The following is a 24647-nucleotide window of genomic DNA, read 5'->3' as shown; positions in this document are numbered from 1 at the left end:
TCCGAGCTAACAGTACCAAATTTGACTTTAATCGTCATCAGCCCTGAGACTTCTACTGATTGGCAAAAGAAACGACAGGATCAATATGCTCAAGACGCGATAAATCGCGTCTCTACGTCAGGATTTTGGGCTTATCTGAATATTTACTACAGGATATCATTGCCGCGTATGAACTTCTTGCTCATACTGGTAATCTAGCGATCGCCAATCAGATGATTGAGCTTTCATCGTTTCGGCGAGCGCAATATCTACAGCAGCTTGTCTAATGTAATTGGCAAATCGCGGACGCGCTTACCTGTAGCATGATAGACAGCGTTAGCGATCGCTGCGGCAGTGCCGGTAATCCCAATTTCGCCAATTCCCTTGACACCAAGCGGGTTGATATATGGATCGCGTTCGTCAACAAACAACACCTGAATATCGGGAACGTCTGCGTTCACTGGGACGTGGTACTCAGCTAGATCATGGTTGACAACGCGTCCTAGATTCGGGTCTGTTACCGTATGTTCCATCAGTGCCATACCGATACCATAGATAATCCCACCGATCAGCTGACTGTTTGCTGTTTTTGCGTTAAGAATGCGTCCCACACCAAAAGTTCCCACCCAGCGCGATATTCGCACTTCGCCCAAATCAGGCTCAACACGAACTTCGGCAAATTGCGCTCCAAAGGCGTGCATTGAGAACTTCTTTTGTTCCTCTCCCAGCTTGGCATCTGCACGCGCTTCGATCATTTTCATTCCATGCCGTGCCAATATTGCTTCATAAGTTTCGGTTGCGGACGATTTATTTTTTAAGAAAAAGCTGCCATTTTCGGCAATCACATCCTCAGCGTTTGAACTATAAAGCGGCGATTTGCGATCGGCAAGTGCTAGTTGCAAAAGCTGACTGCGAGCTTGATTTCCGGCTAAATGCACGGACGAGCTAACACTAGCGGCAGTTTGCGAACCACCGGAAACGGGGGTTTCTGGCATCTTAGTATCGCCTAGTTCAAAGCGAACTTTGTCAACTGGTAAACCGAGTGCCTCAGCTGCAACTTGAGTCATTACAGTATAAGTTCCCGTACCAATATCTTGCGAACCGCTTTCTACAACAGCTGTACCGTCCGCCATAATTCGAGCGATCGCTGATGCTGGAGAACGGTTGGTAGGATAAGTAGCTGTCGCCATACCCCAGCCAATCAAATAATTGCCGTCTCGCATCGAACGGGGCTTGGGATTGCGCTTTTGCCAACCAAACTTTTCTGCTCCTAATCTATAGCACTGGATGAGTGACTTGCTCGACCAAGGCAGTCCTTTACTAGGATCGACATCAGCATGGTTACGCAGACGCAGCTCGATGGGGTCGATGTTGAGTGCATAAGCCAGTTCGTCCATTGCCGATTCTAGGGCAAACGATCCAGAAGATTCTCCTGGCGCGCGCATGAAAGTTGGTGTACCTTCATCGAGCTGCACCAGACGGTGGCTGGTTTCGATATTCGGGCTAGCGTAAATCATCCGGGCGCTTTTACCAACTGGTTCGATAAATTCATCGAAAGTTGAAGTCTGGGAAATGCCAGCGTGTCGCAGAGCGGTTAATTTGCCCTCGCGGGTTGCACCTAGAGCAACCTGTTGAATTGTCTCTGGTCGGAAGCCAACAGGCCCATACATCTGTATCCGACCCAGTACCAGTTTAACTGGGCGATTAACCTGCCGTGCTGCCATCGCAGCTAGAGGCACATGCGACCAAGCCGACCCTTTGCAACCGAAGCCACCGCCGACAAAGTAAGACATCACCCGGACTTTCTCTGGCTCAATCCCCAATACCCCTGCCACTTTTTGTTGAGCCTGAAAGATTCCCTGAGTTGCGTCATACAATAGCAGTTGATCGCCCTGCCAAACTGCTGTTGTGGCATGAGGCTCCATCGGATTGTGATTTTCAATCGGTGTAGTATAGGTTTGCTCGACACGCACAGCAGCAGCCCTTAGTCCTTGGTTGACATTACCGTGAGCTGAATCAGGCGACTCTTCTCTAGGGATTTTACCTTTAGGCAAGTATGCTTTAGCGAGGTTCTCCGGCATATTGATGGTCGGCTTTTCTTCGTCATAACGAACTTTGACGAGGGAAGCAGCGTACATAGCTCGTTCAAAGGTATCGGCAACCACGATACCAATGTGCTGACCGCTATACAGGACAACGTTATCTTGCAGCACTTGCAGCTTGCGACCACCGCCCTTTTCTCCAGAAGCTTTGGGCGCGTTCAGGTGGGTAATTACTGCCAATACACCCGGTACTTGCTCTGCTGCCTTTGTATCGATTTTGGCTATTTTACCTTTGGCGATCGTGCTTTGAATCGTCACTCCATAAGTCATTTTTGCTACCGGAAACTCTGCCGCATAGCGTGCGCCACCCGTTACCTTCAAGTGTCCATCAACTCGATTTAGGGGTTTGCCGATAACTGTATTTGTATCGCCTGTATTCATGCCATCCCTCCCACTGTTGCCAGGGCCTTAACAATTGTACGTTTAGCCAGTTCGACCTTAAACCCGTTGTATTTTTGAGGTTTAGCCCCGGCGACAGCTACAGACGCTGCTGCTTGAAATGTTGCCTGGTTTGCCGGTTTATTCAACAGGGCTTTTTCAGCTTCGTAAGCACGCCAAGGCTTTGTTCCTACGCCTCCAAGGGCAATACGTGCCGCGCGAATGATGCCATTTTGAATATCTAATGCAGTTGCAACCGATGCCATTGCAAAGGCATAAGAGGCGCGATCGCGGACTTTTAAATAGTGCGATCGCCTAGCAAGGTTTGAAGCAGGCAAATCAACAGCAACGATTAACTCTCCGTGTTGTAGAACTGTTTCCCGTTCCGGCGTATTGCCTGGTACGAGATGAAAATCTACAAGGGGAATACTGCGCTCTCCGTTCGGCCCGCGTGTTTGCACAACTGCATCGAGTGCCACCATTGCCACAGCCATATCAGAAGGATGGGTGGCAATACAGCGATCGCTACCGCCAAGAATTGCGTGAATCCGATTGTAGCCCTCAATTGCCGGACAACCTGAACCTGGAACGCGCTTATTACATGGCATCGAAGTGTCGCGGAAGTAGTAACAACGGGTACGTTGCAGCAAATTCCCGCCCACACTTGCCATGTTTCGCAATTGTGGCGATGCTCCAGACAACAATGCCTCCGATAAGACAGGGTAACGCTCCTGAATCATCGCATTATAAGCAACATCGCTATTGCGTGCCATTGCGCCAATCCGCACCCCGTTACCCTGCATTTCTATCTTGGTGAGCGGTAATGGGTTAATGTCAACCAACTCTGTTGGTGTCTGGACATTCAGCTTCATCAAATCGATCAGGCTGGTACCACCTGCTAGGTACGAGGCTTGGGCATCTGGAGTCACCAACGCCACGGCATTCTCTGCTTGTCCTGCTTTCTTATAGTTAAATGGCTGCATCTTTTTTTCCCTCTAAGACATCTCGAACAGCAGCCACAATATTTGGATAAGCACCGCAACGGCAGATATTGCCGCTCATCAGTTCCCGAATGTCGGCATCTGACTTAGCGTGTCCTTCGTTCACCAAACCCACCGCCGAACAAATCTGTCCTGGTGTGCAATAACCGCACTGAAACGCATCGTGGGCAACAAAGGCAGCTTGCATCGGATGCAGATTATTTCCTTGTTCCAGTCCTTCAATAGTTGTGATTTTTGCATCGGTGTGCATAACGGCAAATGTCAAGCACGAGTTAACACGCCGCCCATCAACTAGTACCGTGCAAGCACCGCACTGCCCGTGGTCGCAACCTTTTTTAGTACCAGTCAGCCCGATGTATTCCCGAAGTGCATCAAGTAAGGTAACACGCGGTTCAATCTGCAAACTATGTGCTGTTCCATTCACTTGCAGCGTCACCTTCATAGTCTCAGCTGTCGAAGTTTTCAGCGTTGGAGTAGTTTTTTTGATTTGAGTTTGTGCTACACCTTTCTCTACAAAATTAGCGATCGTAGCCGCTACTGTACTGACAATCATCAATTGACCCAATTTGCGGCGTCTTAGGGCAAACCTCATCTGTTTACTCCATTCTTTTTTTGTTGGTAATAATATTGAGTAATTCTCTTGACTTCAATTCTTTATAAAAACCCACTCTTTTTTACAAGCACTTTCCTAAAAATGACATTGTTAACAGAATACAATTTCATCTTGCTATCGTCCCTCTATCAGAAGATTTATGCCATAAGTCTCATTTAGAGTTGTTATCATGTTTTATAATAAAAGCATTTTTATTTGATAGGACAGTGAAAATTTAAATTTATAGTAATTATTCAATTAACCATCTCTACTAATTATTAGAAATTACTGTTAGGATAATCCAGGGCGACCGTAGATATAGTTACTCTTGATCGCAACCAAGGTTAAGAAGCAATGAAAAAATCAGCACTTCTCGTTTGATTTTTTAACATGACCCTCTGGTTGGAAACCATCAATCGCCCAAATCAAACCGCAGTGTTCAATGGCTGTAGCTGCTAACTTATCTTGAGTATAAGCAATTGTTTCACCTAATAGTCCCAAAAATTAACAATAGAGCTACAGGGTAGGCGCAATCTAATTTTATAGTTAAAATTACAGATTATTTTGCACAATTATATGTTGGCAGAGATAATTTAAGTATTAAAGATGTTAAGTAGTACGCTAATTTATAAGGTAAGTTTATCATCCCTCTGAGGCAATCATTTTTTGGACTTTTTCCAAAAAATGGGATCATAGACTACTTTTTTTGGCGATGGCTACGCTCGCTGTACCACTTGGTAGAAGCAAGCTACGCAAAGCGTCTCCAAGAGTTGGGATCACAGAACTTTTCGGTCTACTGAATGTCTAATCAATTCAAGACGCAAAGGAGAAAAAATGGTACAAGTTGCAAAGATAGGTCATGCTGGATTTAAAACGCCAGACGTAGAAGCTATGCTGGCATACTATACAGAAATTCTGGGGTTTGCTGTGAGCGACCGAGGCTCTGATGGAGCTGTCTATTTAAGCTGTGCAGTAGATCATCATACAATCATTCTCTATCCGTCGACAGAAAGCGGTCATAATCACTTTGCTTTTCAGATTAATGGCAGTCAGACATTGAAAGAGGCAGCGAAACAACTGCGTGACGCAGGCATCCAGGTAGAGCAAAAAACAGATGCCCAACCAGGAATACCGGAACTGCTTCAGTTTTGCGATCCTGAAGGACATACTCTCCAGCTATATTCAGCCATTCAACAAGTCAGTCATGGGTTTCGAGAAACAGGCATCGTCCCTGAAAAATTAGGGCACGTCGCCATGTATGTGCATGATGTCCATAAATGTGTTGATTTTTATCAAAACATGTTAGGCTTCCGCGTCTCTGACTGGCTCGAAGATAGCTTTGTCTTCATGCGATGCAATCCGGATCACCATACTATGAATTTTTTGCAGTCTAAACAGCAAAAAATGTTCCACATTGCCTTTCAATTACGAGACTGGGCACATATGCAAACTGCTTGTGATTTTTTGGTAAAGCACAACATTACGCCTCTTTGGGGACCAGTACGTCACGGGATAGGACATAACATCGCGACGTATCATCAAGATCCCGATAAAAACATAGTCGAGGTATTTACTGAAATAGATATCATGCTCAACGAAGATTTAGGATATTTTGAACCCCGACCCTGGCACGAAGATTTTCCTCAAAAACCGAAGGTATGGAAGGATACTCCGCAATCTGTGGCTCACTGGGGCGGATTGCCACCTAAGGAATTAATGGAGTAAGTAGGTGGGCAAAAAATACCCAAATATGTAAAGATTCAAGCCCTTCTACGCTGAAGAAACTCACACTCCTTGAGTAATATCATGTCCGGTTAAAGACTTCTCATTTAGACCGCAGGGGGCACTTAGCTGGGGGGACTTAGCTGGGGGAAAGAGGCTTTTGCGCGAATGGCACAGATGCGGGAATTATAACTAATTAGGCGGACATGATATAAGGGTTGAATCTCTACTAACTGTAGATGCTTATGTACACGAAAGCCAGCCATTGAAACTCCTCGCCTCTTTAGAGACAGAGAGTTTTAATTAGCTGACATTCCACAATTATTCGTTTAGCATCAGGAAAATGCCTTTGTGAACCGTAGCAAGGCTTTTTTCTATCACAAAGGAATGGCTGCTGGTAGATGTTTTTTCAACTTACTTGCAAACAACTACTAATTAGATATTCAGACAATAAACCCATATTTTCTCAATACAGTCTTAGCTTGACTGCCAGATAAAAACTGGACAAATTGTTTGGCAGCAGAAATATTTTTACTGCTTTTAATTATTGCCACTGGGTAGACAATTGGTGAGTGAAGCTTTTCGTCAGCAGTGACTACAACTTTTACCTTATTGGAAGTTTTGGCATCAGTTGCATAAACTATGCCTGCTTGGGCATTACCACTTTCTACTGCGACCAAAACTTGACGCACATTGTTACCAAAGACAAATTTTGATTTAAGCTGATCGTAAAGCTTCAAATTCTTTAAGACTTCCTCTCCATATTGCCCTGCGGGTACACTCCTGGGTTCACCGATCGCAATTTTCCTAATCTTGGTATCTATTAAATTGGAGAAACTATTGATACCAACAACATCCTGAGCCACAATTAACACTAGACTGTTATTTGCCAGGTTACTACGGCTACCTGATAGCAACAGTCCTTTTTGTTCTAAGGCATCCACTTGCTTTTTGCCAGCAGAAATAAAGATATCCGCAGGCGCACCTTGCTCAATCTGTTGCTGTAAAGCACCAGAAGCCCCAAAGTTATAACTAATGTTAATATTTGATTTACTTTGTTGGTATAAAGGCTTAATTTTTTCTAGCGCATCTTTTAAGCTAGCAGCTGCGGACACGGTTATTCTGGTGCTTGATTGTGCTATTCCAGGAGAAGGAGTAACCAATGGTAAAACAATTGCCAGGAGCAAGCCTGCAACTGCTACACCTAGAAAGCCAAAAATTTGTCTTCTTTTCATAGAAAAGCCGCAATATAGGTTTTTTGCGAAAATTGATTCTAGGTAAAATCCTAGCAGCAATACCAATATTTAACCAACTTTATCGGAAAATGCTTAAAAAAGAACAAAGGTTAGCTATTAGCTAAATATTTGCTAGCAATCACTTATATATAGCTTATATGCTCATAAATGAGCGTATGGTAAGTAAGTTTTCTCTTTTAAACTTAAAAACTTCTGAAATATCACGGTAAGCTAGTTTAAATTATAACTGATGATTGTGTCAATAAATTGTTAAGTTAGCTGCTTTGTCCCAAGCGCAAATTCGCTTTGAAACAAAGGAGTGCTTACCCCTAATCCCTCTTTTGTCACTCTGGGAAAATAAAAATTGGGGCTAAATGATAAAATATAGATTTAGTGATAAGATTAGTGATTGCAAGCTAATAGAAACCTTCAAACAAAGCTTTACAGTTAAAATCCATCTGGGCAAGGGTTACAGATTATTCTCTGCTGAAAGTGACAAAAGAGAGATGACACAGTTTCCCACACCAGCTTATCATTTGCTGAATATCAATGATTATTTCGTGGCAAATGTGCAGTTTTCTAGTGGTTGCCCTTATAGCTGCGAGTTTTGTGAGATTCCAGAACTCTATAGCAACAGTCCCCGGATCAAAACACTAGAGCAAGTGGTTGTAAAGTTAGATGCAATGCGACAATCTGGCAATCTGGGGGCAGTATATTTTGTTGATGATAACTTTGTTGGTGATCGCCGCGCCGCCATGAAGTTACTTCCTCATAGGTTGGGTTGAACTTTAGTGTTACCCAACAAACCCCTCTTATAGGTTGGGTTACCCTGCGGGATCTTGCTACGTTCCTCAAACGCCACTTGCTACCCTTCTCCTAACAAAGACGCTGTTCGCGAACGGGAACGCTAAGAGCGAACAAGCCGGGGAACCCGTCCAACGCAGTGGCTCCCCAACCTACATTGGAGTTATTTCTTAGGCTTAACCGAACAGTATTGCCCTCATTCCCGTGTTTCACATGAAAACAAGGAATCCCCAACAAATTAAACTACGAATTACGTTAGCACAGCCTAAAGCCTACGGCATAGCTATGCTTAGAGCAACTAGGAGCGTCATTACGTAACTTGCTTTTCGCCAAAGACGAGCATTACGAATTATTTGAATAGGGCATCCAAGCATCCAATCTCCCTAGTACTGCCATATCTTCTGCATCTAATTCCACCGGAATCCCACTGCGAATCAATTCCGAAAAGTCTTCATTAGGAACCATAACAGTCAATGTGTATAAGCGAGTAAAACCAGTATTTTTAATCAAATGAGTACCAGTAGGAGGTATTAATAAACTATCTCCAGCTTTGATTGTGGCACTCTTGCCGTCACAGATAGCGATCCCTTCCCCTTTGAGGACGAAAAACATTTCCACCGCCCATTGATGGCGATTTGGGGGTGTTTGTCCAGCAACATCGAAAATTTCTATGCAGCAAGTCAAGGAAGTATTAGCATTTGTCGAATCGAAGATAATTGCTAATCGATTAGAAGCGTCGGGACTTATGCGAAAGACTTGGTAATCTTTGCTAGATTTGATAACCGGAATTACACAACGAGTAGCGTACATTTATTTATCCCCTCTGAAGTTATCGATGGGCATGAAAATTTCTAAAATCCGAGTTCTGAATCACAAAATTTTAGATTTTAAATTTGGGATTTTGCATTGAGCGCTCACGCCGAAGTCTAAAATTTAACAAGATACCAGAGTAAGCGAATTTAAAGGCGAGAACAAATCTAAAATTCTTGATTGCAGAAAGAACATTCATGGATGGAATCAATCTAAAATCTAAAATCTAAAATCTAAAATCTAAAATTGATTCACTCCTCACTCTTTTGCAGCGCTGTTAAAATCCGTTGGGAGTCAGTGACAAAACCGAAGCATTGTTTAACATTGTACAATGTCGCCAGCCAACAATATTCAGGAGAAGTAGTAGCGGTACAGTCTTTAACTAACACGCAGTCATATCCTAAGAAGCTGGCATCACATAACGTAGTTAGGACACATTGATCGGTATTAACACCAGCAAAAAATAATGTTGTCTTTCCCAGATTCCGCAAGATGCTATCTAAAGGTGTATCCCAAAACCCACTCATGCGATATTTGTCCACACGAATATCTTCAGGAATCTGTTCTAGTTCGTCTACTATTGCTGCGGCCCAACTACCTGCCATGAGTACTCTAGCACCATTGCTCGGCAGTGGATCGCCCAATCCCACACCCTCCCCTGTGGGATTATAGACGTGACGCGAACCAGCACTAATATTGAGTAAGTCAGGACGATTTCCCCAATTTATCCAAATGACTGGAACACCAACTTCACGCAGTTCTGGAAGTAAGTTGTTCAAAGGTTCAATAGGCTGACGCGCCGGAGTTACGTCCACGCCGATATGCGCTAACCACCCATCAGGGTGACAGAAGTCGTTTTGCATATCAATGACGAGGATAGCAGCTTTTGCCAAGTCTAGACGCAGGTTTTTAGTTTCTGTTGATAAAATAATCGGTTGTGGGGCCTTTTGAGGACGAGTGATATCTGCGATCGCATCATTTACTGTCCACGCATTTGGTGGAACTCCCAATGTCCGTAATGGTAAATTCATAAAATTGTAATACCCAACGCCATTTTCTATTTTGTAACTTGAAACTTAGTTGAAAAGACAATTACTTAATTAAGGTTAAATATGATAAGCTTCACCATCCAGAATGTTTTGATTGCTGTTAGTGATGATTATGCAACGGTAGATGTACAGATTGTAGATGGTGCCATCGCAGCCATTGCCCCCAATCTATAGGTAATCGGCACTGTCTATAGATGGCAAAAATAAGCTGCTGCTACCTGGTTTTTTCAACGCCCACACTCACTCATCAGAGATGTGGCAGCGAGGAATCATGTCGGTTTTCCCTTTAGAATTATGGTTGGCAAAACTGTATGATTATGCCCCCCTCGATCCCAAACAGGTTTATCTCAGCGCTTTAGGTACTGTGGTAGAAACCCTACTTTCCGGCGGGACGAGTGTAGTAGATCATTTGGTGTTAATTCCGGGACTTGAATTAGAAATGATCGCCATTGCAACTCGCGCTTACACAGAAGTAGGAATTCGTGCCTTTATCGCCCCTTTAATTCAAGATGAATCCCTCACCGCAGGTATTCCATCTGGGGAATCAGCCCAAAAGCATGAACCTTATTTTCGCTCAACTGCGACAACATTAGAAATTATCGAAGAAGCGGTGAGATAGTTTCATCGCCCGGATAAGGGTATAAATATTTTAGTTGCACCAACAGGGATTCAATTGTGTACTGATGCTTTATTTCAGGGATGTACTGAGTTAAACGATCGCTATAATCTTTGTCGTCACTCCCATTTACTTGAAACCAGGGCACAGGATAAACTCGCCCAATAAAAGTACGGTTGTACTGCTGTATAAGATTTGAAAAGAATCGGATATTTGAGCGATCGGACAACACTTGCCCATTGCGTTTGGTTATATGATGCTGATATCGCCATTCTCGCCGAAACTCAATCTACAGTTGTTCATAATCCTTTAAGTAATTTGCGTTTAGGCAGTGGCATTGCCCCAATTTTAAAATATCGCCAAGCTAGAGTAAATGTAACTTTTGGTTGTGATGGTGCTTCTAGTAATGACTCTCAAGATTTGCTAGAAGCAATTAAAATTGGTTCTATCTTACATAATGTTACAGACTCAGATTATCAACATTGGATTACACCTAGACAAGCTGTATAAATGGCATCCTTGGGAGGTGCAAAGGGACTGAATATAGGAGATAAACTCAGTTCTTTAACTGTCGGTAAACAAGCCGATTTGGTACTTTATGACCTCACCAATTTATCATTACTACCTCGTACAGATCCTATTAGCTTATTAGTCTTAGGTCGTCCTATCAATGTTGTTAATAGTGCTTGGGTAAATGGCAAGCAAATTGTTGCTGATGGCAAAGTTACACAATTAACATTGATGAATTGTGGCAAGAATTATTTAAGTGCAGTCAATGGGAGACAAAATGCAAGTCTGAAACTGTCGCGCAAATCGAGCCTCATTATCAGACGGTTATGGGGTTGTAAAAGATAAGAAAATACAGAACTGCGGCAAAAAATCCGTGCTTTGGTGTTTAATATCCAGTTAGAAAATGAAAAATATATACTTAATAACGTTGACAATTATAGTCTCAAAGATTACATTATAACTTGGGTGATGAGTTTTTAGATATATGATTGAAGAAAACAATCAGAAGAAAATAGACGAGCAATTGCCAGCCAGTTCTTCTCGCAAAGAAGAAGATAAAAATTACAGAAATTGGTGGATTGAAATTGTTTCAATTTTAGCAGTAAGCTATTTGATTTTTAGCCTAATTAGCCCAATATTTCTCAAAGAAGGGCAACAACCAAGAAAGATAGAAACTCCTGACATTATCATCATTGCCATTGTTTTATTATTTAACTCTGGTTTGCTCAATAGACTAGAAGATTTTGCTATTTCTAAGGATGGCGGCTTTACAGCTAAGTTTAAGGAATTAAAGCAAGAGGTTAATAAACAGAAGCAAGAGGTCGATAAACAGAAAAAACAAATCGATGAGCTTCAAGCACAACAGCTAGAACAACTAGAAAAACAGCAAAAAAATTTAGAACAAACACAAGCTTTTATGTTTGGTTTTTTGCTTGCCAAGAAGGATTATGAAAAGATTGATCAACTTTATAAACACTCTAAAGCAAAGACGAGTTATGACTTTTATGTATCAAACAATGTAGGTGATGAGTTAAGGCGGTTACGAGATTTTAAATTAATTCAGACGAACTCTGGTCATATCAGTCATGTGGTTCAAGCAAGTAATTATGGTAACAAATCAATCGATTTGACTCAATATTTTCATGTTACAGATTTGGGTGAACAGTTTTTGGCAACTCGTGAAGCGCTAAAGTATAGGAACCAGCAAAAAATGACAAATCCTCTGGAAACTCCAAGCCAAACTAGTACAATCAACTGACATTACTAACCTCAATTGCAGATTTGCTAGTGCAAAGATATAACTAAAACTTTTGGCGTCGCTGAATCGAGGTATGAACTTGGATCTAGAGACGTAAAATTTTACGTCTCTACAAGGATTTTCACCATAACGCACAATCGTTTTCATACCGCAATCAGCAAGCAACGCCAAACTTTTTTATAATAATGCTTCACAGTAGCTTAAAACCCAATAATACGTTACATTTATGTGAAAATACTGGGTTCAATAATGGAGTAAAACTGGATTGATTATCCTACTCAGAGGAATTATGAGCAAAAAAGATTACATAATATACACTTAAAAAACCCTAATTTATCCTCGGTTCATTTTTAAAAAATTGTATTTTATAAAAAAATAATTCCTAGCTAGCCGAAAATCTTGGCGCAATCATGCCCAACATTTTTGATTGCGATCGCTAATTTTCAGTCTACTATTTGAAAATTTACCATCACAGACAACTATCTAAAGAGTGAAAGTTGTTCCTTGAAATCCAGCCAATAGTTAGTTGTATAATTTTACTCAAAGATCAATAATACAGGATATCGCCAAGACAAATTTTATTTCTTAAATGTTGCTAAAGATCATGATCCATGTAGCTTGACGCCATTAACCATCTTCTGCAATTATAAAGAGATGGCTATTAAAAGCTAATTATTCTAGTGCTTGGCTGCGATTTTAGAACTGATAAAATCGCCTCCTTGCATATTATCATAATCTTTATTTTTGCAGCATATCGTATACCACAATATCATTGCTTATGCCCATTAGTGTTATATGCGGTTTTTCAAAAACCAAATAGAAATTTTGTACTAAGTGTGGTGAAAATTTAGATAATAGAGGATGTTTCCATGTCTAGTTCCTTTCGTTGGCCATCAGCAAGGGTTGCTTTAGTAGTTCTGGGAATGACAACTGCTACAATAACTCCCATAGTAATTTCTACCCCAGCCTCATCTCAAAGTACTGTTCCATCTACGACACCATCACCTGATACACAATCACCTGCGACACCATCGCCTACTTCCACAGTAAACTTGTCTGATGTTTCCTCAGATTATTGGGCGCGTCCCTTCATTCAAGCCCTGGCAGACAATAACGTGATTAGTGGGTTTCCTGATGGCAGCTTTAGGCCAAATCAAGGTGTGACTCGTGCAGAGTTTGCCGCCCTAATTCAAAAAGCTTTCCCTAACCAAAATCGAGTTCGGCAATTAAGCGCAGGTGGATTTAGTGATGTTCCTGCTGGCTATTGGGCGGCTTCTGCAATTCAGAACGCCTACGAAACTGGATTTTTAGCAGGTTATCCTGGGAACGTATTTAGACCAAACGAACAAATACAGAAGGTTCAGGCGATCGTTGCTGTAACCAATGGTTTGGGTTTAACTGCTAGCAGCACTGGAACCAGTAGTGACCTCAGCACCTACTATAACGACGCCTCAGCTATCCCGAACTATGCTATTGCTAGTGTGACAACAGCAACACAATCTAATATTGTTGTTAATTATCCAGATGTAAAACAACTTAATCCGCAACAGCCCTTAACTCGTGCTGAAGCTGCGGCACTCTTATATCAAGCTTTGGCTAAACAAGGAAGGGTGCAACCCATTGCGAGCAATCTTCCCGCTAGTCAATATATTGTCGGTGCAACTCAAACCGGTAATGATATTGTTTCTCTTGCTGCATCCAGTAATTCTTTGACAACTCTGACTTCTTTATTAAGGACATCAGGTTTAGCAGATATTCTTCAACAGCCTGGACCTTATACAGTCTTCGCTCCCACTGATCAAGCATTTGCTGCTTTACCTGCTGCTACTTTACAGCAGTTACAGCAACCAGAAAACAGAGATGCATTGATCAAGATTTTGTCATACCATGTAGTTCCTGGTGCAGTAACTTCTAGTCAACTCTCGGCTGGAGAACTGAAAACCTCTGAACAAAGCCCTGTAAATATTAAAATCGATTCTGCTAACAATCAAGTCTCGGTGAATAATGCCACAGTTATCCAGGCAGACGTGAAAGCTAGCAATGGTGTTATCCATGCAATTAATCAAGTCCTCATCCCGCCTGATGTTAACATCAGTAAGTTAAATCAACCGCCAACAGGAAACGCAAATGGGACAACGCCTGAGGTGAGGCCAGGTAGAACTACTCTTGGTGGTCCTAGCTATGTCGGAGTTGCTGGTAACATTGGTTTGAGTGGTGACGATACAGCTCTGAGCGATGGTAACTTTGCAGCGATCAGCAAAGTTGGTTTAACACGCAATATATCAGTGCGACCAGCGGTGATATTTGGAGATGATACACTGTTTATGGTTCCCTTGACTTTGGATTTTGCTCCCCGCACAGCAGGGTCGGTGGGGACAAGAACCTTTAATATATCTCCTTATGTAGGTGCTGGTGTTGCTATTGAAGCTAATGCTAATACTGATGTTGGATTACTGCTAACTGGTGGTGTAGACCTTCCTGTTGGTTCTCGATTTACGGTAACAGGTGCTGTAAATGCTGCTTTTCTGGATGACACTGATGTAGGGTTACTATTTGGAGTTGGCTACAACTTCTAAGTAAATAGAAGTAGAACAGGCGGTAGGGTAGCACAGATGTGCTACCCTAGTGTATTCAAACAAATTGAAAACAGCTATAATACCAGGCTTAAATCAAACTGTATTAAGGTCGCTTGATGGCTAAAGTAAGCCCATCAGCGATGGGGACAACAGAGAGCGTTACCCGTTCATCATTATGTAATTTCTCGTTAAGTGCCCGAATAGCTTGGGTACTTTCATCTTTATTTTGCGGATCAGCAACTTGTCCTGACCATAAAACATTATCAATAGCAATCAATCCACCTGGACGGAGTAATTGCAGCGATCGCTCATAATATCCATCATAATTTTCTTTATCAGCATCAATAAAAGCAAAATCAAATGTCTCGGCTTGCCCAGTTGCCAACAGCTGATCTAAAGTTTCTAAAGCTGGTGCTAATCGCAAATCGATTTTATCGGCAACCCCGGCTTCTTGCCAATATCGACGAGCGATCGCAGTAAATTCTTCACTTACATCAGCAGCGATTATCTTCCCATCACTCGGTAGCGCCAAAGCTACAGAAAGTGAGCTATAACCTGTAAATACTCCAACTTCCAGGGTTTTCTTGGCTCCAATAAGCTGCACCAAAAGTCTCATAAACTGCCCTTGTTCTGGTGAAATCTGCATTCCACTTCGGGGATGGCTGGCGGTTTCTTGGCGCAACTTCAAAAGAATCTCCGGTTCCCGCAGCGAAACGGATAAAAGGTAATTATATACTTGGTTATCAAGACCTATAGACTGTTTTGGCATGGTAGGTGAGAGAATTAAAAGAATCTACAGTTATACTATCGCCCAAGAGTAGTTTTTCAGAAATTCCCAGTCAATTTAATCTCTGTCATCTTCATCTGGGTATATTTACACAGCGTTATTTTATAATTTAACTTCTAAGTTTTCAATTATACTTTGGGTGATGACATCAGAAGTTTGGAACTTGATGTCAGGCCAGAGGTGGCTGAATTTGCAACTGTAATATGGTTATCCACTAGAAAAGCAAGAAAAGGGGATGGTGCTGCAACAGGTGAACAATTCGTAAATTTAAAAACCTGCCAAAATGGCAACCTGATTCTAATTAACCAAGTTAAATTGTACAAAGATAAACGACTTCAAAGGTTTTGTTATCAGGGGCTACCACGTAAGCAAATTCATTTTGTAAAACACTATTTACTAAGTGATTTGCAAAAATAAAAAACTATCTTGACCAATTATTTGCAGAGTATTTTCTGGGCAGATAAATATCAATAATCAGGTTTGGCATTTGCTGCAACAGGAATATTAAATGCGTGCGGGCGTTGTTGTTGAAGTACGCATTAGCCCTCAAATAATGGGCAACGTCTGTATACATTCCTGTTCACTTCAGTGGCAAATAGCTGAGTGGGAGTTTGGAAGCTGACTGATATGCTTCCTCCCACTCTCTTTTTATTTAATTCGTAATTTGTAATTATTGTTGAAACACTCGCGGGTAATTGTGAGGTATTTTTACATATTTGAGATGCTCTCATCAAAACATAAACTATCATTAAAAATGAGTATCCTGTAAAAATTCTATAATCGCTGCATTCAACACTTCAAAAGCACCAGTTGAGGCATCATGATAGCAGTTAGACAAAATTTTTAATTTAGAATTGGGGATATATTGATGCAATTTTTCACCATGACTAACAGGAAACCAACTATCTTGCTCACCCCACAAAACTAGTGTAGGACACTTAATTGCACTTAGGTTATTTTGAATTTTGGTAAGCATATTAGGCTTATTTTCTTGCAAATTCTTAATTTCTTGCGCTGCTATTTGTAACTCCTCGGCAACTTTTGCAACTGTACCAGGTAGCTCAATAAACGGGTAAGTTATCCAATAGACATCTTCTTGTGTCAAAATTGATGGATCAAATAATACTCTACGTCTTTCTATAGCCATAACTTCTCTAAATAGAGGTGCAAACAAATATGCAAGACGTAAAGAATCAATTGTTTGTATTATTTCTAGGGGCGTTTGGGCAAGTAACCACATAGCCCAATGGGGTAGACGTTCGGCAAAAATAGGTACGTTTACGACTACAAGCCGCCCGACTAACTGCGGATTTTCTTGAGCAAGGGCAAGGCTAACCAATCCCCCCAGAGATTCAGCCACAATCACTGCGGGTTGATCACATAATGCCTCAATAACTCTTTTAAACTCAATAACTTGATGACCGTTGTGTTCTCTACGCGACAATGGTTTTTCGGAAAAACCAAAACATTTGGCATCAAAACAAATTACCCGAAAATATTTAGATAATGGAGCTATACTATGACGCCAATTATAGCTCCAACTACCCATGCCATGTAATAAAATTAGCGGTTTCCCTTTACCTTTTTCGCCATAAGCAATTTGTATAGGATACCCTTTTGCATCAGTAATAATTAGACTTTGCCGCCCTTTAGGGAAAGTAGCTTGCCACCAATCTTTCATTCCATTATCAATAAATAATTTAACCACCAGTTAAGGCGTTCCACAGCATTCTAACTAGTATCACTGGTAATGCTACTAAAACAATGGCAATCAGCAACAATCCCACCAAAACGCCAAAGATAAACCACCTGTCCGCACTCTTTTGCTGGCTAGGAAACTTTAAGTAATCTTCCAATAGCTTGATATTATTAGTGTTAGCTCGCCAGGCAAAATCAAAAAAGTCTCCCAAAACTGGGACAGCGCCTACCAAGCCATCAATGATTACATTTAAAACCATTTTGCCTAAAGTGGCTCTAGATACACCCAGCCGCGCTGCTTCTAGGATGATGTAGCTAGAAAACATGATTCCCAAAAAATCACCACCAATAGGTATAAGCCCTAAAATTGGATCTAGACCAACACCAATCTGCGTACCAGGAATGCTAATAACATTATCTAGCAGCCGACTTAACTGACGCAGGCGCTTCAAGGTGGGTGCTTTGGCTTCAGGTTCAATCATCGAAAATCGAAAAGAAGAATCAGGCATGAAGGCGATCGCTAAGTTTGTCTTGAATCGTTAGACATTTTACTCCCCTACTGAACTTTTGCAAAAATTTTATCAGGGATTTATAACGATATTTACAATTTAATATTTTTTATGAGATTCTGACTGTGCTTTTGGCGCATATCTTCGCCGACAGTCACGTTCAACTGATCGCCAATTAACAGAACTGCAGCACTCATCGACAGCCAAAGCATTAAAACTATTACAGCCCCTACTGCACCATAGACTTTATTATAATTGCCAAAATTCGCCACATAAAGCCGAAATAAAGCAGACAATATCGCCCAGAAAACAGCTGCTAAAATTGCTCCAGGCATCATTGGGGTGCCTGAGTTCCACTGGCTTGGGCCATAGCGGTAGATAAAGCTAAAGGCGACAGCAACAATACTTAAAGCTAAAGGCCAACGTAAAAGCTGCCAAAGATGCAACAAGATAATCAAAGAACTATTTCCGCGCACTACCATTCCCAGCAGCAAATCGCTGGTAAATACTAAGAAAGAAGCCAACACTAAAAGCAACATAGTACCGACTGTTAATCCTAGAGAGACGAGCTTGGCTTTCCAAAAGGGACGGATTTTTTCTGAAGGAATTTGATGGATTTGGTCGAAAGCAGTCATCGCGGTACTCACCGCCCCAGAAGCAGTCCAAATTGCTAATACAAAGCTTAGAGAAAATAAACCAGTGTTTTTGGAGTTAGTAATTTCTGTAGTAGCAAAATCACGTATTATGTCGAGAGCTTGTTCTGGTAAGACTTGACTTAGTTGTGTTGCCAGCTGTTTAAAGGTAGCTTGTAAAGATTCTGCCAATAAGCCAATGGCTGTGACGATCGCAAGAATTGCAGGAAACAGCGATAACATAGCATTGAAGGCAATTTCCGAGGCAAGTCCGAAAAGTCGTCTTTCGATTGTCCTGGCAAAAGTTTTTTTGAGCGTGCGCCAATTGAGGTGGCGAAAGAAGCGTAAAAAACGAGGCTTTGGCATGACTTAGAGTTAAAACTGGTTGACTTTATTAACTACTGTGCCAAATTTTGCGTAGCAATCGCATTTATCTTTTTACCGCAATAATTTAGAGGGCAGGGGCAAGGGGCAGGGGAGGCAGGGTGAAGAAGAATTATTGATTGATGCCCAATGACAAATGACAAATGACTATTTATTTATGAATCAAGATTTAACACAACAGTGGTTGACAGAAATCCAGACACTCAAAGAGCAAATGACGGGACTTCAGGGCGATCGCGATACGGCTTGGGAAAGTGCCCAAAAATGGCGTCAGCTTTACAATACAGAAGCAGAACAACGCCGCACAGATGCCCAATTGTCCCAACAGGCGATCGCATCCCTCAAGGCAGATTTGCATAAACTCCAGGGTCTTGAGATGGAGATACTGCCTGCTGAAACACCAGTAACAGCGATCCAACAAGAAATAGAACAACTAAAATCTGTGGAGGAATTGCAAGCTAAACTCATCGCTGTAATCAAAGAACGCGATCGCCTCTTGCAAGCTTTGAAAACTGAGCAGGATAACCACGCTCAAACCCGCAATAGCCTTACTACTGCTTTAGGTGATGCTATTGATAGCTTGACACGCGAACGAGCCAAAGGAGAAAAAGAAAGTCAATGACCTGCCTAAACCTCGGTTTCTTTAATAAACCAGGGTTCTTGTTGTTCACAAATGATTTAGGACTGCTACATGAGGTTGAGCTACTTATTGCCCAACGACTAAAACTTTGTTTTCAGTGTAATTGCGGTTCTCGATATTAGCTTAATCGCCTTTGTATCAAGCAGTGCTTTTGTTTTATTCAGCGTAACTTTTGGCAGTCTCAGAGCAATATTTGGCTTAACATGGTTAGCTAACTTTGATTTTTATTTTTTAGGTATTCAATTTTTAGGAATTACCATAGCTGCCTGGTTGTATTTAGAACTGATATTTTGATCTGGTTTTCTGCCAGATGGCAAGAGTGGATTATTGAACAGGATGGTCATGCGATCAGCTACATTCACTTTTCTCAACAAGCAGAGTGTTCTATACTATACAATTTGTATGTTGAACCACAGGAGCCGCTAGACAATTTTAGTAAGTTGTTCTTAGCTCGTCTCAGCCACCAAATAGCACTACCTTTATACTTCAATTGCCCACATCAAAATAGGCAGTTTTATAGTGAATTGAGTTTTACACCAGTTAATCGCAATAGACTACCGTTTGAATTAAAAATTCTCCAACTGACTAATCGAATACCTCTTAAACTTACCAGCAGAGAGCTAGAAACTTAATTACACTTTAGAGCGTCAATTATTTGTATAAAAATTAGCTAACATTCTCGTGAAATTGATGCGGTCGCTGTTAGTAAACATGGCAAATTATTAGTAAGTGGTGGAACAGATAGCCCAATAAGTCAAAGTGGGATTATCAGCAATATTTGGATGATAAAAGTTTGAAATGCTCAGACATTAAAACTGTTAAAAACATTACAAAGAGATTCTAGATCAATATATAAATTAATTCTCAGTCCCCATGCTAAAACAATTATTTTTGATAGTTGTTGTAAAGCCCATTTTTGGGATTGGATAAATAATAAAGACATTACAGATATTCATGAACTAGTTCGTAATACTGTACTCAGCCCCAACAGCAAAATTATTGTCAGTGTTGCGTCTGATGGCAAAACAATGACTATCACAGATTTAGAAACTTTGAGGATGTTGTGAAAGTCGTGAGCATACTAAAAACCTCTCTCCTTTAACGCTATGGTATAAACTCCAAAAAATAAATTATCCAATTTTTGGAATCAAAACGGCTTTTTCTCGCCCTGCCCCCTGCCCTAAAAGCGTACCCCTACGGGGAAGCAAGCTACGCGTAGCGTCCCGCAGGGATGGGATTTTTTTTACTTGCAAGTCCCTAATACCATTTCACGAAAAATCTAATACAGATGCAAACTCTGAAAGCTTTGCTGCATTTAAGTTTTTTAATTGCGAACTTGTACTGAGCGTAGCCGTAAAGCCTGCGGCATAGCTACGCTTAGGGCGTAGCCTAAGAAGAGAAGTATTGCGTTAGATAGCGGGGCGAAGCCCATTGCGAACTTGTACTGAGCGTAGCCGTAAAGCCTACGGCATAGCTACGCTTAAGGCGTAGCCTAAGAAGAGAAGTATTGTGAATTGGTATAACGCTATCCTTGTATCGGCTGAATGCCAGATGAAATTAATATCTCTATTGATTTGCTATCTAGAGGTTTGGAGAACAAATATCCCTGTGCGTACTTGCATTTCATGGCTTTAAGTAGTGCCAGTTGCTCTACAGTTTCTACGCCCTCTGCTATTACATCTATATTTAGACTCTGGGCTAGGGTGATGATCGCTTGGACAATCTCCAAGTTTTCTCCGTTAACACCAATCTTACTAATAAAAGAACGATCAATCTTCAAGGCATTACTTGGAAAGCGGTGCAGGTAACTCAAGGATGAATAGCCTATACCAAAATCATCCAAGTGTAATTGGATATTCATCTGTTGCAGTTGCAAAAGCATAAAAGCTGCTGATTGAATATTTTCCATCAGTACGCTTTCGGTAATCTCCAGCTTTAAATTGTTGCCTTCCAGACCAGTCTCTTGCATAATTTGGGTAATTTGCTCAATTAGCCTGGGCTGGGAAAACTGTTTAGTAGAAAGATTTACACTAATTGTTAAGGGTGGGTCACTAGGAAATTGTATTTGCCAAGCACGCATCTGCCGACAAGCTTCGCCCAGTACCCAATAACCAATAGGGATAATCAACCCAGTTTCTTCTGCTAGTGGAATAAAGTTGTCTGGAGAAATTAATCCCTGTTGTGGGTGCTGCCAGCGAATGAGAGCCTCAAAACCAATAATTTTGTAAGTTTCTAACAACACAATTGGCTGGTAGTAAACCTGAAACTCTTGGTGTTCAACTGCCCGCCGTAGATCCATCTCTAACTCTAATAACTTCGTTACTTGTTTGTACATGGTTGAATCAAATATCTCATGGCGTGCCTTACCCAATGCCTTTGCGCGATACATTGCAATGTCAGCATCGCGCAAGAGTTCCTCTGGTAGGTTGTAATTAGCTTTGCTCAAGGCAATGCCAATGCTGACGGTGGTAAATACCTCATATCCGCTGAGTTGGAATGGAGATGTTAGAGTTTCGTGTATCCGCTCCACTACGCTTATTACATCATTGGTGTTTTTGAGATCCTCAAGCAAAATTGTAAACTCATCTCCTCCTAGACGGGCAACTGTGTCTCCAGCCCGCAAGCAGTTCTCCAGTCTGCGAGCAAGGGCAGTTAGTAGTTGATCGCCAATCATGTGGCCGAGACTGTCGTTGACAACTTTGAAGCGATCAAGGTCTAGAAAGAGAACAGCAAATGTATAGTCCGTACGCCGTTTTGTCAGCGTTAGCGCCCGTTCTAACCTTTCCATAAATAAGGCGCGGTTTGGCAGACCGGTTAGTATATCGTGAAAGGCATCATGAATTAATTGTGCCTCTGCAAGTTTTAGAGCAGTAATGTTCCGAGAAATACTTAAAACAAAATATACTGAGCCGTCGCTAGCCAATTCAGGTACAAGACGGGTATGGTAATATTTTGTTTCTTGAGCGATCGCTAAACTACATTCAAACTCCGTTTCTTGCTTAGTTTGAAAAACTTGCTGAAGTTTGCGATCACATATCCGGTAAAATTCTTCTGGCAGATTTAACTCTGCGTTTGTTTTGCCGATAAATGTTTCGGCTGATATTCCTGTAACTTTTTCAATAACTGGATTAACGTAAACGTAGCACAATTGAGTGTTAAATCTGGAAATAATATCAGGCGCATTTTCAACTAGTGCTTTGAATTCTTGCTGGCGACGCGCTAGTGCCTTCAATATTTGCTTACGCTCAGTGATATCCTGAAAAACGCAAACTGCACCTGTGATGTTACCGTTGTCATCTTTAATTGCTGCAATACTATCATCAATTGGGATTTCAACACCGTTTTTAGCAATTAGTATCGTCTGTTTTGGTAGACCTATAGAAACGCCAGACTGAAGAACTTGTCTAATGGGACTTTCAATGATTATCCGAGTTTCTTCATGAGCTATATTGAATATTTCTGTTGTTTCTTTACCAAACGCATCTGAATAATTCCAACCCGTCAATTTCTCTGCAATAGGGTTCATAAAAGTTATAGAGCCAGATTTATCACTAGTAATCACAGCATCTCCAATACTTTTAAGTACAGCAGTCAACCATTGTTCATTATTTTTTAATTTTTTTTCTGTTCGATGTTTGTCAAGCGTAATTTCAATGGTAAACTTTAATTCCTTTTCTTTAAAAGGCTTGAGAATGTAGCCAAACGGCTCTGTTTCCTTTGCTCGGTTCAATGTTGATTCATCTGCATTAGCAGTAAGATATATGACTGGAATTTTAAAAATATTATGAATTATCTGAGCTGCTTCCACACCGTCCATCATTCCTTTGAGGTGAATATCCATTAGAACTAAATCTATAGAATCATCTGCTACCTTTTTAATTGCTTCTTCTCCAGAATCGGCAAGTCCCAGAACAGTGTATCCAAATTTCCTTAGCCGACTTTGTATATCCATTGCTACGATGATTTCATCTTCAACAATTAATATATTTACTGAATTCATGATTTTGTTAACCTTATAATTTTATAAAGTTTTAGTCAAAAATATAATTTTATACTCTACTCCGTTAGAACTGATCAAATCGATATTACCTTGTAGCTGCTGTGTTAGACCTTTGACTAACCGCAAACCTAATGATTCTGTAGCTTGAAAGTCAAAATCTTGGGCAAACCCGACACCATTATCACTGATAGTAAGTCTAAATAAATTCGTTTGTATAGAGCAAAAATTAATACAAATTTCTCCAGATTCTCTTTGGCTAAAGGCATACTTTAAAGAATTTGAAATAAGTTCATTGATAATCAAACCGCAAGGAATAGCTGCATCAATGACTAGAAAAACCTCCTCAACGTTCATTTTTAAGGAAATAGCGCTGGAATTAACGTTGTATGAATAAAATAAATTAGTTACTAAATCTTGGATATAGTCAGCAAAATTAATTTTTGCCAAGTCTTGAGATTGATATAGTTTCTCGTGGATCAAAGCCATTGATTCAATCCGGTTCTGGCTATCTTTGAATACCTCAAGGGCTTGATTGTCCTTGAGATACTCTGCTTGCAGATTGAGCAGACTAGAAATAATCTGCAAATTATTTTTTACCCGGTGATGAATTTCTTTTAATAGCACCTCTTTTTCTTGAAGGGATGCTTTAATCTGCTCCTCTGCTTGTTTACGCTCCCGTCTCACTAGTGCCTCACGCAACTCGCGGGCAACAGCAGGGATAAGTCGTGCTAAATTGCCTTTAATAATGTAGTCATGGGCACCAGCTTTCATGGCAGCTACTGCGGTATCTTCACCAATAGTGCCTGAGACAATAATAAATGGCAAGTCAAGTCCACTTTCGTTGACTTGTTTCAATGCAGCAGGGGCGCTAAAGGTGGGCATGGAATAATCGCAGATGACGATATCCCATGTTTGCCCTGCGATCGCAGCTTTCATGGCTGTGGGTGTATCAATCCGTTCAAAGGTTACTTGATAGCCACCACGTTGCAGTTCACGCAGCACCAACAAAGCGTCATCTTCTGAATCCTCAACAAGTAATACGCGCAGTGGTATACCCATGTAATTCGTAATTAAGAAAGTCAGCAATGCATCTATATTTTGGAGGCAAGAGGTTCAGTTGGAACCCACTTTTAAAAACGTCGGATTGATCTTGGACGGTTTGTATCTCGTGGCACTTGTGCGACGCTCGATGACTCGCTCTAAGCGTTCGCGTAGCGTCTCTTCGAGAAGCTATGCCGTAAAGCCTGCGGCATAGCTACGCTTAAGGCAAAGCCTCTCGTTCGCGCAGCGTCTCCGATAGGAGAAGAGAAGGCTTTACGCTGTGCTATCGATACAATTCTTTTTTAAACTGGGTAATGACCCAGA

Annotated in this window: 20 protein-coding genes and 1 pseudogene; 9 read left to right on the top strand and 12 right to left on the bottom strand. The window is 41.2% G+C overall.

All coding sequences use genetic code 11. From position 1 onward, the window contains the following. Nucleotides 1-59: 59 nt before the first annotated feature. A complete protein-coding gene (locus tag V7L20_RS27310; protein ID WP_334747075.1) occupies nt 60-266 on the top strand; it encodes a hypothetical protein in 207 nt (68 codons plus the stop codon). Here V7L20_RS27310 and V7L20_RS27305 read toward each other — a convergent pair. Genes V7L20_RS27305 through V7L20_RS27295 form a run of 3 tightly spaced genes read right to left on the bottom strand, consistent with a single transcriptional unit; the run spans nt 249 to nt 4052 of the window. After that, nucleotides 249-2462, bottom strand: a complete 2214-nt coding sequence (locus tag V7L20_RS27305; protein ID WP_334747074.1) for a xanthine dehydrogenase family protein molybdopterin-binding subunit — start codon at nt 2460-2462, stop codon at nt 249-251. The genes V7L20_RS27310 and V7L20_RS27305 overlap by 18 nt on opposite strands. Continuing rightward, nucleotides 2459-3442 carry an FAD binding domain-containing protein gene (locus V7L20_RS27300; RefSeq protein ID WP_334747073.1) on the bottom strand — a complete coding sequence of 328 codons (984 nt, stop codon included), beginning with the start codon at nt 3440-3442 and terminating at the stop codon, nt 2459-2461. The genes V7L20_RS27305 and V7L20_RS27300 overlap by 4 nt, the downstream gene beginning before the upstream one ends. Further along, nucleotides 3429-4052: a (2Fe-2S)-binding protein gene (locus tag V7L20_RS27295; protein ID WP_334747072.1), complete on the bottom strand. Its 624-nt coding sequence runs from the start codon at nt 4050-4052 to the stop codon at nt 3429-3431. Before V7L20_RS27295 ends, V7L20_RS27300 begins: the two co-directional genes overlap by 14 nt. 834 nt (nt 4053-4886) lie before the next feature. On the opposite strand from V7L20_RS27295, the gene V7L20_RS27290 reads away from it, so the two are divergent. Continuing rightward, on the top strand, nt 4887-5777 hold the full coding sequence (locus tag V7L20_RS27290) for a VOC family protein (protein ID WP_334747071.1): 891 nt from the start codon (nt 4887-4889) through the stop codon (nt 5775-5777). A 440-nt stretch (nt 5778-6217) separates the two neighbouring features. Here V7L20_RS27290 and modA read toward each other — a convergent pair whose 3' ends face one another. Next, nucleotides 6218-7009, bottom strand: coding sequence for a molybdate ABC transporter substrate-binding protein (gene modA, locus V7L20_RS27285; RefSeq protein ID WP_334747070.1), 792 nt, complete (start codon nt 7007-7009; stop codon nt 6218-6220). Nucleotides 7010-7515: 506 nt separating this feature from the next. Between modA and V7L20_RS27280 the strand changes: the two genes are divergently transcribed. After that, the gene (locus V7L20_RS27280; RefSeq protein WP_334747069.1) at nt 7516-7794 is read left to right on the top strand and encodes a hypothetical protein; all 279 of its coding nucleotides are present in this window, start codon (nt 7516-7518) and stop codon (nt 7792-7794) included. A gap of 361 nt (nt 7795-8155) precedes the next feature. On the opposite strand, the gene V7L20_RS27275 is transcribed toward V7L20_RS27280, so the two are convergent. Together V7L20_RS27275 and V7L20_RS27270 are read right to left on the bottom strand one after the other, a co-directional pair. Beyond that, nucleotides 8156-8623: a cupin domain-containing protein gene (locus V7L20_RS27275; RefSeq protein WP_334747068.1), complete on the bottom strand. Its 468-nt coding sequence runs from the start codon at nt 8621-8623 to the stop codon at nt 8156-8158. A 251-nt stretch (nt 8624-8874) separates the two neighbouring features. Beyond that, nucleotides 8875-9654, bottom strand: a complete 780-nt coding sequence (locus tag V7L20_RS27270) for a cysteine hydrolase family protein (protein WP_334747067.1) — start codon at nt 9652-9654, stop codon at nt 8875-8877. 84 nt (nt 9655-9738) lie between these two features. On the opposite strand from V7L20_RS27270, the pseudogene V7L20_RS27265 reads away from it, so the two are divergent. The 3 genes and pseudogenes from V7L20_RS27265 (at nt 9739) to V7L20_RS27255 (ending at nt 14632) form a co-directional block, all read left to right on the top strand. Next, nucleotides 9739-11136, top strand: a pseudogene (locus V7L20_RS27265) (amidohydrolase). Nucleotides 11137-11282: 146 nt separating this feature from the next. Beyond that, the gene (locus V7L20_RS27260; RefSeq protein WP_334747066.1) at nt 11283-12056 is read left to right on the top strand and encodes a hypothetical protein; all 774 of its coding nucleotides are present in this window, start codon (nt 11283-11285) and stop codon (nt 12054-12056) included. A gap of 869 nt (nt 12057-12925) precedes the next feature. Further along, nucleotides 12926-14632 carry a fasciclin domain-containing protein gene (locus tag V7L20_RS27255; RefSeq protein WP_334747065.1) on the top strand — a complete coding sequence of 569 codons (1707 nt, stop codon included), beginning with the start codon at nt 12926-12928 and terminating at the stop codon, nt 14630-14632. A 103-nt stretch (nt 14633-14735) separates the two neighbouring features. Here V7L20_RS27255 and V7L20_RS27250 read toward each other — a convergent pair whose 3' ends face one another. After that, nucleotides 14736-15401: an O-methyltransferase gene (locus V7L20_RS27250; protein WP_334747064.1), complete on the bottom strand. Its 666-nt coding sequence runs from the start codon at nt 15399-15401 to the stop codon at nt 14736-14738. A gap of 153 nt (nt 15402-15554) precedes the next feature. On the opposite strand from V7L20_RS27250, the gene V7L20_RS27245 reads away from it, so the two are divergent. After that, nucleotides 15555-15836: a hypothetical protein gene (locus V7L20_RS27245; protein WP_334747063.1), complete on the top strand. Its 282-nt coding sequence runs from the start codon at nt 15555-15557 to the stop codon at nt 15834-15836. Nucleotides 15837-16167: 331 nt separating this feature from the next. On the opposite strand, the gene V7L20_RS27240 is transcribed toward V7L20_RS27245, so the two are convergent. The 3 genes from V7L20_RS27240 to V7L20_RS27230 form a co-directional block, all read right to left on the bottom strand. Further along, the gene (locus V7L20_RS27240; RefSeq protein WP_334747120.1) at nt 16168-17100 is read right to left on the bottom strand and encodes an alpha/beta fold hydrolase; all 933 of its coding nucleotides are present in this window, start codon (nt 17098-17100) and stop codon (nt 16168-16170) included. Between the two features lie 19 nt (nt 17101-17119). Then, nucleotides 17120-17626 carry a DUF4112 domain-containing protein gene (locus V7L20_RS27235; RefSeq protein WP_334747062.1) on the bottom strand — a complete coding sequence of 169 codons (507 nt, stop codon included), beginning with the start codon at nt 17624-17626 and terminating at the stop codon, nt 17120-17122. A 92-nt stretch (nt 17627-17718) separates the two neighbouring features. After that, entirely contained in the window at nt 17719-18624 is a 906-nt protein-coding gene (locus tag V7L20_RS27230) for a YihY/virulence factor BrkB family protein (protein ID WP_334747061.1), read from the bottom strand. A 175-nt stretch (nt 18625-18799) separates the two neighbouring features. Between V7L20_RS27230 and V7L20_RS27225 the strand changes: the two genes are divergently transcribed. Next, entirely contained in the window at nt 18800-19264 is a 465-nt protein-coding gene (locus V7L20_RS27225; RefSeq protein ID WP_334747060.1) for a hypothetical protein, read from the top strand. A gap of 308 nt (nt 19265-19572) precedes the next feature. Beyond that, nucleotides 19573-19914 (top strand): hypothetical protein, encoded by a 342-nt coding sequence (locus V7L20_RS27220; RefSeq protein WP_334747059.1) that lies wholly within the window; start codon nt 19573-19575, stop codon nt 19912-19914. Between the two features lie 893 nt (nt 19915-20807). On the opposite strand, the gene V7L20_RS27215 is transcribed toward V7L20_RS27220, so the two are convergent. Both V7L20_RS27215 and V7L20_RS27210 read right to left on the bottom strand, forming a co-directional pair. Further along, a complete protein-coding gene (locus tag V7L20_RS27215) occupies nt 20808-23282 on the bottom strand; it encodes a GGDEF domain-containing response regulator (RefSeq protein WP_334747058.1) in 2475 nt (824 codons plus the stop codon). 21 nt (nt 23283-23303) lie between these two features. Then, nucleotides 23304-24341 (bottom strand): sensor histidine kinase, encoded by a 1038-nt coding sequence (locus V7L20_RS27210; protein ID WP_334747057.1) that lies wholly within the window; start codon nt 24339-24341, stop codon nt 23304-23306. Nucleotides 24342-24647 lie beyond the last annotated feature (306 nt).

The sequence above is a fragment of the Nostoc sp. genome, from assembly GCF_036916735.1.
Taxonomy (GTDB): domain Bacteria; phylum Cyanobacteriota; class Cyanobacteriia; order Cyanobacteriales; family Nostocaceae; genus Nostoc.
This window is presented reverse-complemented; position numbering and strand designations above follow the sequence as displayed.